General features: G+C 64.7%; 13 protein-coding genes. 5 read left to right on the forward strand and 8 right to left on the reverse strand.

Annotation, left to right across the window (positions count from 1 at the left end; genetic code table 11):
• Positions 1-105 precede the first annotated feature (105 nt).
• From I6F20_RS12530 to cysG, 5 genes are read right to left on the reverse strand one after another with little or no spacing between them, the layout of a single operon-like run.
• The gene (locus I6F20_RS12530; RefSeq protein ID WP_036021667.1) at positions 106-831 is read right to left on the reverse strand and encodes a phosphoadenylyl-sulfate reductase; all 726 of its coding nucleotides are present in this window, start codon (positions 829-831) and stop codon (positions 106-108) included.
• Entirely contained in the window at positions 828-1,343 is a 516-nt protein-coding gene (locus tag I6F20_RS12535) for a DUF934 domain-containing protein (protein WP_225126396.1), read from the reverse strand. Before I6F20_RS12535 ends, I6F20_RS12530 begins: the two co-directional genes overlap by 4 nt.
• Positions 1,330-2,985, reverse strand: coding sequence for a nitrite/sulfite reductase (locus I6F20_RS12540; protein WP_109142442.1), 1,656 nt, complete (start codon positions 2,983-2,985; stop codon positions 1,330-1,332). Before I6F20_RS12540 ends, I6F20_RS12535 begins: the two co-directional genes overlap by 14 nt.
• A gap of 11 nt (positions 2,986-2,996) precedes the next feature.
• Positions 2,997-3,314, reverse strand: coding sequence for a DUF2849 domain-containing protein (locus I6F20_RS12545; RefSeq protein WP_225126397.1), 318 nt, complete (start codon positions 3,312-3,314; stop codon positions 2,997-2,999).
• Positions 3,311-4,735, reverse strand: a complete 1,425-nt coding sequence (gene cysG, locus I6F20_RS12550; RefSeq protein WP_225126398.1) for a siroheme synthase CysG — start codon at positions 4,733-4,735, stop codon at positions 3,311-3,313. The genes I6F20_RS12545 and cysG overlap by 4 nt, the downstream gene beginning before the upstream one ends.
• A gap of 244 nt (positions 4,736-4,979) precedes the next feature.
• Between cysG and cysD the strand changes: the two genes are divergently transcribed.
• The 4 genes from cysD to I6F20_RS12570 all read left to right on the forward strand — a co-directional run bounded on the left by cysD (position 4,980) and on the right by I6F20_RS12570 (position 10,620).
• The gene (gene cysD, locus I6F20_RS12555) at positions 4,980-5,774 is read left to right on the forward strand and encodes a sulfate adenylyltransferase subunit CysD (protein WP_225126661.1); all 795 of its coding nucleotides are present in this window, start codon (positions 4,980-4,982) and stop codon (positions 5,772-5,774) included.
• A 14-nt stretch (positions 5,775-5,788) separates the two neighbouring features.
• Complete coding sequence (gene cysC, locus I6F20_RS12560) at positions 5,789-7,705, forward strand: adenylyl-sulfate kinase (RefSeq protein WP_225126399.1); 1,917 nt, start codon at positions 5,789-5,791, stop codon at positions 7,703-7,705.
• A 354-nt stretch (positions 7,706-8,059) separates the two neighbouring features.
• A complete protein-coding gene (locus I6F20_RS12565; protein ID WP_225126400.1) occupies positions 8,060-10,225 on the forward strand; it encodes a malate synthase G in 2,166 nt (721 codons plus the stop codon).
• A 194-nt stretch (positions 10,226-10,419) separates the two neighbouring features.
• Positions 10,420-10,620, forward strand: coding sequence for a CsbD family protein (locus tag I6F20_RS12570; RefSeq protein WP_008546815.1), 201 nt, complete (start codon positions 10,420-10,422; stop codon positions 10,618-10,620).
• 156 nt (positions 10,621-10,776) lie between these two features.
• Here I6F20_RS12570 and I6F20_RS12575 read toward each other — a convergent pair whose 3' ends face one another.
• The 3 genes from I6F20_RS12575 to I6F20_RS12585 form a co-directional block, all read right to left on the reverse strand.
• Positions 10,777-10,932 carry a Thivi_2564 family membrane protein gene (locus I6F20_RS12575; RefSeq protein ID WP_008546817.1) on the reverse strand — a complete coding sequence of 52 codons (156 nt, stop codon included), beginning with the start codon at positions 10,930-10,932 and terminating at the stop codon, positions 10,777-10,779.
• Between the two features lie 155 nt (positions 10,933-11,087).
• Complete coding sequence (locus tag I6F20_RS12580; protein WP_225126401.1) at positions 11,088-11,738, reverse strand: DUF2865 domain-containing protein; 651 nt, start codon at positions 11,736-11,738, stop codon at positions 11,088-11,090.
• Between the two features lie 13 nt (positions 11,739-11,751).
• On the reverse strand, positions 11,752-12,567 hold the full coding sequence (locus I6F20_RS12585) for a L,D-transpeptidase (protein WP_225126403.1): 816 nt from the start codon (positions 12,565-12,567) through the stop codon (positions 11,752-11,754).
• Positions 12,568-12,775: 208 nt separating this feature from the next.
• Between I6F20_RS12585 and I6F20_RS12590 the strand changes: the two genes are divergently transcribed.
• Entirely contained in the window at positions 12,776-13,888 is a 1,113-nt protein-coding gene (locus tag I6F20_RS12590; protein WP_035998174.1) for an AI-2E family transporter, read from the forward strand.
• Positions 13,889-13,913 lie beyond the last annotated feature (25 nt).

Here is a 13,913-nt window from a genome sequence, read left to right on the forward strand (position 1 = left end):
CCTCGACGACATCGGCGTCGTCGACGGCAGGCATAACTCGTGGCGAAACGCTCTTGTGTCAACGGAACCCGATTTTCTTGTTCGCTAGCTCGCAGCGTGACTGTGCTACGAAGTCTTCATCGTATGGATGCCGCATTCTGTCTTGGCCCGGCCGCGCCACCGGCCGGCGCGTGCATCCTCGCCCTCAGTCGTTCTGCTGGTGCAAGGCATACACCCAACCGACAGGAATCCTGACACAACCAGAGGGTGCCGCGGCAATTTAGCGCGGGTGAAGATCGCCTCGATCTCCTCGCGCGAGACGTTGGCGAAGGGATTGAATTTCAGCCGCGCGCCATCGTCCTCGACGACCGGAATGTCGGCGCGCGCATTGCCCTGAAAGCGCTTGCGGCCGTTGAGCCAGGCGCCGAACGGCTTCAGCGCACGCGCCAGCGGCTCGACCTTGCGGATGCGGCAGCAGGCATCGGGATCGGAGAACCAGAGGTCGCGGTCGGGGTCTTCGCGCAACAGCGTCTCCTCGGCCGGCTTGATCGAGCGAACGTCCTTCAGGCCCAGGGTCGCAATGAGCGTATCGCGATAAGCCAGCGTCTCCTCGAACAACCAGCCGGTGTCGAGAAAGATCACGGGGATTGCGGGATCGACATCCGACATGACCTTCAACAGCGTCGCCGATTCAGTACCGAACGAGGACACCAGCGCAAGCTTCTCGCGCCCGACCGTCTTCAGCGCCGCGGCAATGACCTCCGCAGGCGAGGCATCGCGCAAGGCGCGATCGAGCTCGTCCGCCGAAGGTAGCGCAGACACGGGCGAAACCTGAGGCGCGATCGCGTTCACGTGCCGACCCCTTCGGAGTGGCGCAATTGCATGCGCCGGTGCAGCGCGGTGATGCGGCCATCGCCGGTCGGCTGGTAGAACACCGAATAGCGCTTCGCGGTCTGCATGAAGGCCTCCGCATCGGCCTGCTTCTTGACCTCGAAGGCATCGAAGCCGGCGCGCAGCATGAACACGAACTGGTCGCGCAGCACCTGACCGGTCGCGCGCAATTCGCCGCGGTAATTGTAGCGTTCGCGCAGCAGCCGCGCCTGGCTGTAGGCCCGTCCGTCACGGAAGGTCGGGAACACCAGCGCGACGGCGGCGATCTGGCCGAGATACGGCGCGAGCTCGGCGATGTCGCGATTGTTGGGCCAGATCACCCCGACCTTTCCGGCGCGCTTGAGCAAGCCCTCGGCCTCGCCGAGGAAGCGCTCGGCGGGCACCAGGATGTCGCCGCCCTCGGGCAGCGGCGTGTCGACGGCGAGCTTGACGAAGCGGTCGTCCGTGATCTTTCCGCCATTAACGAGTGGCATAGACGCGCTCCTTGAAGGGTTCGACGCCGAGGCGCTTCACCGTGTCCATGAACAGCTCTTCGGGCCGCTCGCGCAGCGCCAGATAGGCTTCCACGATGTCCTCGACCACGTCGGCGACCTCGTCGAACTTGACGCCGGGACCGATCAGGGTGCCGAGCGCGGCGTTCTCGTCGGCACGGCCGCCGATGGTGATCTGGTAGACCTCCTCGCCGTTCTTCTCGACGCCGAGAATGCCGATATGGCCGACATGGTGATGGCCGCAGGCATTGATGCAGCCGGAGATGTTGATGTGCAGACGGCCGATCAGGTTAGCGAGCTCGTGATTGGCGAAGCGCCGCGTCAGCTCCTGCGCGATCGGAATCGAGCGGGCATTCGCCAGCGAGCAATAGTCGAGCCCGGGGCAAGCGATGATGTCGGTGATCAGGTTGACGTTGGGCGTCGCCAACCCGAGCTTGTCGAGCGCCTTCCACAGTGCCGGCAGGTCGCGCTTGGCGACGTGCGGCAGCGCTAGATTCTGCTCGTGGCCGACGCGGATCTCGCCGAAGGAATATTTGTCGGCAAGATCTGCCAGCGCGTCCATCTGCTCGGCGGTGGCATCGCCCGGAGGCCCGCCGGTCGGCTTCAGCGAGATCGTGACGATGGAGTAACCCTGCACCTTGTGCGGGGCCACCGAGTTCTTGCGCCATGCCTCGAAATCGGGGTCGGCCGCGGCCTGGCGCAGCTCGTCCGGCATATGCGGCAGCTTCTCGTAGGCCGGATAGGTGAAGCGCGAGCGGATGTCCTCGATCACCTCCTCGTCGATCTGGAGCGAGGAGTTGCGAATGTGCTGCCACTCGTCCTCGACCTCGCGCGAGAATTTCTCGATGCCGAGCTCGTGCACCAGGATCTTGATGCGCGCCTTGTAGATGTTGTCGCGGCGGCCGTACTGATTGTAGACGCGTAAGATCGCCTCGATGTAGCTGAGGATGTCGCGGCCGTGCACGAAGTGCTTGATGGTCTTGGCGATGAACGGCGTCCGGCCGAGACCGCCGCCGACCAGAACCTCGAAGCCGGTCTCGCCCTTCTCGTTCTTGATCAAGCGCAGGCCGATGTCGTGGATCTTGATCGCGGCGCGGTCGTGGTCCGAGGCGGTGATCGCGATCTTGAACTTGCGCGGCAGGAACGAGAATTCCGGATGCAACGTGGTGTGCTGGCGGATCAGCTCCGACCAGATGCGCGGATCCTCGATCTCGCCCGGCGCGACGCCGGCCCACTGGTCCGAGGTGACGTTGCGCATGTTGTTGCCGGAGGTCTGCATCGCGTGGATGCCTACCTTGGCGAGGTCTTCGAGCGCATCCGGCAGCTCGGCGAGCTTGATCCAGTTGAACTGGATGTTCTGCCGCGTGGTGAAGTGGCCGTAGCCGCGGTCGTATTTGCGCGCGACATGGGCAAGCGCCCGCATCTGGTTCGTCGCCAGCGTGCCGTAGGGGATCGCGACGCGGAACATGTAGGCGTGCAATTGCAGATAGACGCCGTTCTGCAAACGCAGGATCTTGAACTCGTCCTCGGTGAGCTCGCCGGAGAGGCGCCGCTTCACCTGGTCGCGGAACTCCGAGACGCGCTCGTTGACGAGCGTGCGGTCGATTTCGTCGTAAGCATACATAAGTGGGTGCCTTAAACCTGTGCCGGCTGTCCGATGGTGACGCCGGTGCGGCGAATCTGTTCGCGCAGATTGCCGGGCAGGACCTTGCCGTCCTCGCCGATCTGCACCGGCGCGATATAGGGGCCGATGGCGCCGACGTCATCGGCAACGGCTTCCGCAAGCAACGCCCTGGCCTCGTCGGAGTTGCGCACGATGGCGGCTTCCGACAGCTCGGCGGACCAGCTCTTGGCGGCGGTGCGGTAGACCACGATGCCGTCCCAGGTGCGGTTGGCGGTCACGACCGAGGGGCCGGCGATACGGATTTTCTTTTGTTCGAGCGGAGAGGTCATTCGGCTGCATCCAATAGGTCAGAGATGATTTGTTTGGGTGTCTGGCGGCGAAGCGAGCCGGCATGCCGGACCACGTCGCCGATGATGAGGATGGCGGGACCGCCATGGATCCGCCGCACCAGTTCCGGCAGGTCGCGCAGCGTGCCAATTGCGCCTTGCGCATCCGGCCGCGTGACGCGGGCGAACACGCCGACCGGCGTCTCCGGCGAGCGGCCGGCCGCGAACAAGCCTGCGCGCACGGCGGGCGCTGCGGTCATGCCCATGTAGACCACGACGGTCATCTTGGTGTCGGTCAGTGTCGACCAATCCACGTTCTCTGCATCGCGGGCCTTGTGTGCGGTGAGGAAGGTGATGCGGGTCGCTTCGTGGCGATAAGTGAGCGGCACCTCGAAATCGGCAGCGGCGCCGAGCCCTGCGGTGATGCCGGGAATGATCGAATAGGCGACGCCGGCGGCGCGCAACGCTTCCACCTCTTCGCCGCCGCGGCCGAACACGAAGGGATCGCCGCCCTTCAGCCGCACGACGCGCTGACCCGATTGCGCGGCCTCGATCATGCGCTTGTTGATGGCGTCCTGGCCGATGCCGGGCTTGCCCACGCGGCGGCCGACCGCAAAGCGCGTGGTGTCGCGGCGAATGCGGTCGAGAATCTCGGGCGAGACCAGCTCGTCATAAAAGACGATGTCCGCGTCCTGCAGCGCGCGCAGCGCCTTGATGGTGAGCAGATCGGGATCGCCGGGGCCAGCGCCGACCAGTGCGACGGAGCCTTCCGGCTTGTCGGCGCGCGCGAATGCGGAAAGGTCGGCAATCGCCTTGAGCGATGCATCGGCTTCGCTGTTGCGGCCGGCGAGCACGGCGGCGCCGATCGGACCGTCGATGACGCGCTCCCAGAAGCGGCGGCGCAGCGGAAACTCGGCGATGCGCTCGTTGATCGACTTGCGGAAGGTGCCGATGAACTCGGCGAGTTCGCCAATGCGCGCCGGCAGCAGCGCCTCGATCTTCTCGCGTACGCGCCGCGCCACCACCGGAGAGGTGCCGCCGGTGCCGACGGCGACCACGACATCGCCGCGATCGACGATGGCCGGAAAGATGAAGCTGGAATGCTCGAGGTCGTCCATGACGTTGACGGGCAGGCCAGCCGCCTTGGCGCGAGCCGACATGGCGACACCGACATCACCTGCGCCCGCGCAGACGACGGCGATGACGCCGGAAATATCCGCCGTGAGCGGATCGCCTGCCGCGATCTCGATGCGCGCCAAGTCTTCGGAGCCGAGGCCAAGGTCGTGATTGCCATCGATCGCATGCACGCGCAGGCGCGCGCCGGCAGCGGCGAGCACGCGCAGCTTGGCGCGCAAAAGCTCGCCCGCCCCGATGAGGACCACCGGGCCGGCCTTGAGATCGAGAAACACCGGCAAGAACCGCATGTGATACTCGCTTCCCCACAAACGGGGTTGACTGGAATTATTTTCTATATATGTCTCGTTTCGAGCGCGCAAAGAGAAATTTTTTTCTTCTCTTCCGCACCGCAACTATAGAATTTTCGCCTCCAAACGCAAAGTGGCAGAGATGCATCTTCTCAAGGACGATTCCGCTGCTGATCGACTGAGCAATCCGGCGCTGGCTGAGCGCGTGCGCGCGCAAGAATTTGCTGCCGAACTTGCCTCGAGCATGGACCATCTCGACCAGCTCGAAGCGCAGAGCATCTACATCTTCCGTGAGGCCTTTGCCCGGCTGAAGAAGATTGCCCTGTTGTGGTCACTCGGCAAGGACTCCAACGTCATGATCTGGCTGGCGCGGAAAGCCTTCTTCGGCAAGATGCCGTTCCCGTCCCTTCACGTCGATACCGGCAAGAAGTTTCCGGAGATGTATCGCTTCCGCGATCATTACGGCAAGGAATGGGATCTCGATCTGCGCGTCGAGCCCTGCCCGCCGATCGATGCCGTCGACCCAACGCTGCCGCCGGCCGCCCGTTCCGCCGCGCGCAAGACCGAGGGCCTCAAGATGGCGCTCGCAAAGTATGGCTTTGACGGCCTGATCGCCGGCATCCGCCGCGACGAGGAAGCAACGCGCGCCAAGGAGCGGGTGTTCTCGCCGCGCGGCTTGGAGGGCAATTGGGACGTGCGCGACCAGCCGCCGGAATTCTGGGATCATTTCAACGCCTCGCCGCCGCAAGGCGCGCATCTGCGCATCCATCCGATCCTGCATTGGACCGAGGCCGACATCTGGGCCTACACCAAGCGCGAGAACATCCCGATTATTCCGCTGTACCTCGCCAAGAACGGCAAGCGTTATCGCTCGCTAGGTGACCAGGACATCACCAATCCAGTTGCCTCGAATGCCTCGAACATCGACGAGATCCTGATCGAGCTCGAACAGACCAAGGTGCCGGAGCGCTCGGGGCGCGCGCTCGACCACGAGACCGAGGACGCCTTCGAGCGCCTTCGCGTCGCCGGCTATCTCTGATCAAGGACGCGGCCATGAACATGATCGTCACGTCAGCCTCGCCCGGCACGCCGAACGGCACCACGCGTCCCCAGGTCCGCATCGTCATCGTCGGCCATGTTGACCACGGCAAGTCGACCCTGGTCGGCCGCCTCCTGCATGAAACCGGCAGCCTGCCCGAGGGCAAGCTCGAAATGCTCAAGGCTGTCAGCGCGCGGCGCGGCATGCCGTTCGAATGGTCGTTCCTGCTCGACGCGCTGCAGACCGAGCGCGACCAGGGCATCACCATCGACACCACCCAGATCCGCTTCCGCACCAATTCGCGCGACATCGTGCTGATCGATGCGCCCGGCCACGCCGAATTCCTCCGCAACATGATCACCGGCGCCTCGCAGGCCGACGGTGCGGTGCTGATCATCGACGCGCTGGAGGGCGTGCGCGACCAGACCAGGCGGCACGGCTATCTCCTGCATCTGCTCGGGGTGAAGCAGGTCGCCGCCGTCGTCAACAAGATGGACCGCGTCGATTTCTCCGCCGCACGCTTCAAGGACATCAGCGACGAGATCTCCGCGCATCTGAACGGCCTCGGCGTGACCCCCACGGCCGTGATCCCGATTTCCGCGCGTGACGGCGACGGCGTTGCGATGCGCACCGACCGCATCTCTTGGTACAAGGGACCGACCGTGGTCGAGGCGCTTGATCACCTCGAGCCGGCGCGTCCGCTGGAAGCGCTGGCGCTGCGGCTGCCGGTGCAGGCGATCTACAAGTTCGACGACCGCCGCATCGTCGCCGGCCGCATCGAATCCGGCAGCCTGATTGCCGGCGACGAGATCGTGATCATGCCGGCCGGTAAGATCGCCAAGATCAAGACGGTCGAGAGCTGGCCGGCGACGCCGGTCGCGGGCCGTCAGGGCGCCGGCCGCTCGGTCGGCATCACGCTCGACCGCGAATTGTTCATCGAGCGCGGCGACATCATCGCGCATGCGGGCAGCGCCCCGCGCGAGACGCGGCGGCTGCGGGCGCGCATCTTCTGGCTGCACGACAAGCCGCTTGCCAAGGGCGACCAGCTTTTGGTGCGCTGCGGCCCCAAGGAAAGCCGCGCCACCGTGGTCGCCATCGAGAAGGCGGTCGATCCCGGCGAGCTCTCAAGCAGCGAGAACAAGGCGATCGGCCGCAACCATGTCGGCGAGATCGACATCTCCCTGTCCAATCCGATCGCGACCGATCCCTACACCGAAAATCCGCGCACCGGCCGCCTCGTGATCGAGGTGTCCGGGCGCATCGCCGGCGGTGGCCTGGTGCTGTCGGTCGATGCCGGTCAGCGTGCCGTGCCTGTCGACATCGTGCCGGTGGAATCGGCGCTGCGCAGCGACGAGCGCTCGGCCCGCTACCGCCACAATGGCGCCGTGGTCTGGCTTACCGGCCTGCCGGCTTCCGGCAAGTCGACGCTGGCGCGGGCGCTGGAGCGGCGTCTCTTCACCAATGGCGGCTCGCCGATCCTGCTCGATGGCGACACGCTGCGCGCCGGGCTCAACAGCGATCTCGGCTTCTCCGCCACTGATCGCAGCGAGAACATCCGCCGCCTCGCCGAGGTCGCGACGCATCTCGCCCGCAACGGCCACATCGCCATCGTCGCGGCGGTCTCGCCCGCGCGCGAAGATCGCGCCGCCGCGCGTCGCATCGCCGACACCGCGTTTCGCGAAATCCATGTCGCGACGCCCGCCGAGGTGTGCGAGGAGCGCGATCCCAAGGGCCATTACAAGAAAGCCCGCGCCGGCGCACTCGCCTCGTTCACCGGCATTGGCAACGACTACGAGAAGCCTGAGGCCGCCGAGCTCGTGATCGATACGTCGAAGCGGACGGTTGCGGAAGCGGCCGACGAGATCGAGCAGATGCTGAAGGCATCAGGCGTGCTGTTCGACGAGCTCGTGGACCTCGCTGCGAATATTTGAGGCCGCCCTAGTCGTCGCCCGGCTCGGCCGGGCGACCCAGTATTCCAGAGACAGCGTTGGAATACGAAGAAGCCGCAGCGTACTGGATTCCCCGCTTGCCGCCTTCGCTAAAGCTTCGGCGCCCCTAGACCTCAACCTCGGCGAAGCCTTAGCGTAGCCGGGTCGCGGGGAATGACACCGGTGCGTGGGACCGTCTCCCACCTCTCCTTGACATTTTGACAAGCTCCCGGGGGTCTTCTCACGGCCTCTTTTTTGGGGCTAATAGGCCCCCGAAAGCCGCCCCGCGTGGGCGCATTTTGCTGCTGTCGGGTCAAAAGCAGCCAAAAACAGCCATTTCCAACAAGAAAGCCCATCATGAAACGCGTCGACGCCCACGGATTGAAGATCGCACCCGTCCTGTTTGACTTCATCGCCAAGGAAGCGGCCCCGAAAACCGGGATCGCGCCGGATGCGTTCTGGGCCGGGCTTGCCGGCATCATCAAGGAGTTGGGACCGAAGAACCGCGAGCTGCTCGCATTCCGCGACAATCTGCAGGCCAAGATCGACGACTGGCACCGCGCGGGCAAGGGCAAGGCGTTCGACCTCGATGCCTATACCGCCTTCCTCAAGGAGATCGGCTATCTCGTCCCGGAGCCGGCGACGCAGAAGGTCGAGACCGCCAATGTCGACGAGGAGATCGGCAAGATCTGCGGCCCGCAGCTCGTCGTGCCGCTCACCAATGCGCGCTACGCGCTGAACGCGGCGAACGCACGCTGGGGCTCGCTCTATGATGCGTTCTACGGCACCGATGCGATCCCGCACGACCCGTCCGAGAGCGGCAAGGGCTACAACAAGGCGCGTGGCGACAAGGTGATCGCCAAGGCCAAGGCGTTCCTCGATAACGCCGTGCCGCTCGCGACCGGCAGCCACACCGACGTGACCGGTTATAGCGTCGTCGCGAGCCAGCTCGCGGTGAAGCTGAAGAGCGGCAACGCCACCGCGCTGAAGAATGCCGCGCAGTTCGCGGGCTTCCAGGGCGATCCAGCCGCGCCGAGCGCCGTGCTGCTCGTCAACAACGGCCTGCATATCGAGGTCAAGATCGACCGCAGCAGCGCGATCGGCAAGGACGATCCGGCCGGCGTCGCCGACATGATCATGGAGGCTGCGGTCTCCACCATTCTGGACATGGAGGACTCGGTCGCCGCGGTCGATGCCGAGGACAAGGTGCTGGTCTACCGCAACACGCTCGGCCTGATGAACGGCACGTTGTCGGCCGATTTCGAGAAAGGCGGCAAGACGCTGACCCGCTCACTCAACGCCGACCGCAGCTACAAGACTCCCGACGGCAAGGGCGAGCTCAAGCTGCACGGCCGCAGCCTCCTCCTGATGCGCAATTGCGGTCACCACATGTTCACCGACGCCGTGCTCGACGAGAAAGGCGAAGAGATTCCAGAAGGTCTGCTCGATGCCGCGGTCTCTGGCCTGCTCGCGATCCACGACCTCAAGGGCAATTCCAAGGTCAAGAACAGCCGCACCGGTTCTGCCTACATCGTGAAGCCGAAGATGCACGGCCCGGACGAGGTCTCGCTGACCTGCGAGATTTTCGACCGCGTCGAGAAGATGCTCGGCCTGCCCGAGAACACGCTCAAGGTCGGCATCATGGACGAGGAGCGACGCACCACCGTCAACCTCAAGGCCTGCATCCAGCGCGCCTCCAAGCGCATCATGTTCATCAACACCGGCTTCCTCGACCGCACCGGCGACGAGATCCACACCTCGATGGAAGCGGGTCCGATGATCCGCAAGAACGAGATGAAGGCGCAGGCCTGGATCAAGGCCTATGAGGACTGGAACGTCGACATGGGCCTGATCGATGGCCTGCCCGGCCACGCCCAGATCGGCAAGGGCATGTGGGCCGCGCCCGACAAGATGGCGGACATGCTGGCCCAGAAGCTCGGCCATCCGCAGGCCGGCGCCACCACCGCCTGGGTGCCCTCGCCGACCGCGGCGACGCTGCACGCGCTGCACTACCACCAGGTCAACGTCATCGCGCGCCAGGAGGAACTCGCCAAGGGCGGACCGCGCGCAAAGCTGTCCGACATCCTCACCATTCCGGTGTCGAAGTCGAACTGGGCGCCCGATGACGTCAGGCAGGAGATCGACAATAATTGCCAGGGCATCCTGGGCTATGTCGTGCGCTGGATCGACCAGGGCGTCGGCTGCTCGAAGGTGCCCGACATCCACGACGTCGGCCTGATGGAAGACCGCGCCACCTTGCGCATTTCCAGCCAGCACCTTGCCAACTGGCTGCATCAGGGCGTCATCACCGAGGCGCAGGTGATGGAATCGCTTAAGCGCATGGCCGTCGTCGTCGACAAGCAGAACGCGGATGATCCCATCTACAAGCCGATGGCGCCCGCCTTCGACGGCGTCGCCTTCAAGGCCGCCTGCGACCTCATCTTCAAGGGGCGGGAGCAGCCGAACGGCTACACCGAATACATCCTCACCGCGCGCCGCCGCGAGGCCAAGGCTCTTGCATAAAAAGGCTCTTGCATAAAGAGGCTCTTCGATAAAAGAGGCTCTTGGATAAAGAGGCGCTCGGCTGAGCAGAGTCACGGAACATCGAAAGCCCCGGCCGAACCCGGGGCTTTTTTGTTGGGGAAACGTCGCGCTGTGTCACGGAACAGGCTGCGTGCGCCTCGCGTTGTCGGGCCATCAACCAACGGGAGATGGTCATGGACTGGAATCGGATCGAAGGAAACTGGAAGCAGTTCAAGGGATCGGCCAAGGAGAAATGGGGCAAGCTCACTGACGACGACCTCCAGCTGATCGAGGGCCGCCGCGAGCAGCTTGAGGGCCGGTTGCAGGAGCGTTACGGCAAGGCCAAGGACCAGGTTCGTCAGGACGTCGACGACTGGCTGAAGTCGCTGCACTGAAGCGGCACGAACGAAGCCCCGGCGAAAGCCGGGGCTTTTGATTTGAAAACATTTGCATTCGTAGCCCGGATGCAGCGTAGCGCAATCCGGGATCGGTTTCGCTGTGGCAAGACTCCGGATTTGCTTCGCTCCATCCGGGCTACGCGCCTACCCCCGCTAGAACACCGCGAGATATTTCAGCAATGAGACAATGCCGATGATGATGACGATGACGCGCGCGATCTGCTTGGCGCGGCCGTCCATTGGCAGCATGTTGATGAGATAAAGCACGAGAATGACGACGAGAAAGGTGACGAGTACGCCGACCAGCATCGCGAGGCCCCCTTCAGGCAATTGCTACGCTGTTCTAACGCGCTGCACCCAAGCCGGTTCCATCTCGGAAACCCTGCCGCGCAACGTCCCGCGGCGGGCCTAGTCCAGCATTTGGCCGTCCGACAAGGTTCGGACGCCGTCCGATAGGGCGCTCCCTACTCCTTCGCCACCACCGGGACTTGACGGAATCTGGCACGCACCGATTCCGGCAGCGGCGAGAAATTCATCGCGACGCCACGGCGGTCATTGGCGTTGCGGCTGGCGACCACGAGGCCGTTGGCGCCCGCGACGATGTCGCCCTTGCGCAGGGTCGGGTCGTCCTCGACCTTGACTGATGCGAGCCCGACCGGGTCCTTGCCGTTGCAGGTACAGCCCGCGACGATCTCGTTGCGGTAGCGGTATGCATTTGGCAAGTCCGAATAGGATTTTCCCTTCTCAGTCGCGGCATCGTCGATGTTGCCGCCATAGACCAGCGAGGTCTCCGAGGCCGGGCAGAAGCTCTTGCAGGATTGCGCCTTGCTCTCGGCATCATTGCCTTGTGCCGGGAAGTAGCGACCGTCGCAGCTGCGCACGCAATAGGCGGTGCCGCCGCCGTAGGACGCGCGCTGGCGTGGCGCCTCATAGCGCGGCATATCGTCGGTGGGGAAAGGCATCCGGATTTCCGGCGGCGGCCGCATCCGAAAGCCGCCGAACAGGCCCGAGAAGAAATCCTGCGCATGCGCCGACGGCGCCATCGCCAGCCCGCTGGAGACGACGACGACAATCGCCGCTCCGCCCGCCAGTTTGTCAATCAGCCGTCTCGCCATAGGACCTCGCAGACTAATTCACGGCCGACGTGGTCATGTTCAGCGCCTGCCGACCCGAAGGCAGTGTCGTCACGGCCGGACGCTTGCGCACGGGATCACCTCCCTTCGCCATTAACGGCGCGTTCTTCGGCAGCACCACGACCTTGGCGCCGACATTGACGCGGCCATACAGGTCGACGACGTCCTCGTTGGTCATGCGGATGCAGCCGGACGAGACGAACTTGCCGATGGTGGAGGGATCATTGGTGCCGTGGATGCGGTATTGGCTCGAGCCGAGATACATCGCGCGCGCACCGAGCGGGTTGCCGGGCCCGCCAGCGACGAAGCGCGGCAGATAGGGCTGGCGCGCGATCATCTCGGCCGGCGGATGCCAGTCCGGCCACTCGGCCTTGCGGCTGACGCTTTGCACGCCCGACCAGGTAAAGCCCTCGCGGCCGACGCCGACGCCGTAGCGGATCGCTCGGCCGCCTCCGAGCACGTAATAGAGATAGGTGCTGTTGGTATCGATGACGATGGTACCGGCCGGCTCGCTCCGGTCGAAGCCGACGATCTGCCTGCGCAACCGGTCGGGCAATTGGGCATCCTCATCGGCGACCTGCGGCGCCTCGTTGATGTCATCCTGCGAATAGCCTTGGTCCTGCAAGTGTTGGCCCTGCAAGTATTGGCCCTGCGAGTAAAGGTCCTGCGGATACACCCGCTGCATCGGCGCATAGCCGAAGGTTTGGGCGCTTGCGGTGCCCACCGGCACTGCGAGAAGAGCGGTTGCGAAGGCGAACGCGCCGACGGCGCGCGGCGAGAAGCTGCGACGGACTGCAAAGAACTTTGTCATGAGCTGCCCCGTTGGATGTGCATCAGGTGATGCGCTGCCTCAACAAACTCCGCCGCCTCGATCGAAGTTCCGGCGCAGCGTGCGGCAGCGACGTCACAGTCAAGCGAGCATCCGTTCACGAAGCCGCGATGGAACCAGCACGCCGCCCAAGCATTAGTCACGTCATCAATGGGCGCGCGGATCATGGATTCCGTGCGGGAGAGATATTGTGCGCGTCCTACCCAGTGAACGTTTGATTTCCGGCAACAGCGAAGGCGATCCGCTTCCCGAGAGCCATGTCGAGCTGCCGCCGGTGATCCGCCGCACTGAATTCGTCGCGTTCGCGCTGGCCGGGCTGTTGCTGATCGCCATCGTCGCCGTGCTCTATGTCGGCCGGGCGTTCTTCCTGCCGGTCGTGATGGCGTTCGTCATCGGGACCATGCTGTCTCCGGCGGCCACCTTCCTGGAGCGAAGCAAGGTCCCACGCAGCGTCGGCGCCGTGCTGATCGTGGTCGCAGTGAGCGCGGTGGTCGCTTTCGCCGTCGCGTTGATCGCTTCGCCGGTCATGGCGTGGAGCACGCGCCTGCCAGAGCTCGGCGCGCAATTGAAGGACAAGCTGCACGTGTTCGACCGGCCGCTTGCGCTCTGGCGGGAGCTGCAAGCCATGCTCGGCGGCTCGGAGGGATTGCCGAGCCTGCACATGCCCAAGATCGAGTGGGTACAGCCGACGCTGGAATTCCTGTCACCGACCTTTACCGAATTCCTGCTGTTCTTCGTCACCCTGATCCTGTTCATCGCAAGCTGGCGCGACCTGCGGCGGGCCATGATCATGACCTTCAGCAATCACGACGCGCGGCTGCGCACGCTCCGGATCCTCAACGAGATCGAGGTCCATCTCGGCAATTATCTGCTGACCGTCACCCTCATCAATGTCGGCGTCGGCGTCGCCACCGGCCTGATCTGTGCGCTGACCGGAATGCCCAATCCCGCCGGGCTCGGCGCACTGGCGGCCACGCTCAACTTCATCCCGATCATCGGGCCCGTGGCGATGTTCGTGGTGCTGGTCGTGGTCGGGCTGATCGCCTTCCCGACCCTCGGCGGCGGCCTGATGGCCGCGCTCGCCTTCGGTGGCCTCACCTTTCTCGAGGGTCACTTCATCACGCCGACGATCATCGGGCGGCGGCTCGCCCTGAACGCGCTCGCCGTGCTGCTCGCGCTCGCGTTCTGGACCTGGCTGTGGGGGCCGATGGGCGCGTTCCTGTCGTCGCCGCTCCTGATCGTCGCGCTGATCCTGAAGGACCACCTATTGCCGGAGAATTCGCCGCAGCTGCCGCAAGCCTGACCGGTTTCAGCGAACGGAACTTACC

It is taken from the genome of Bradyrhizobium sp. IC3123 (genome assembly GCF_020193625.1).
GTDB lineage: Bacteria > Pseudomonadota > Alphaproteobacteria > Rhizobiales > Xanthobacteraceae > Bradyrhizobium > Bradyrhizobium yuanmingense.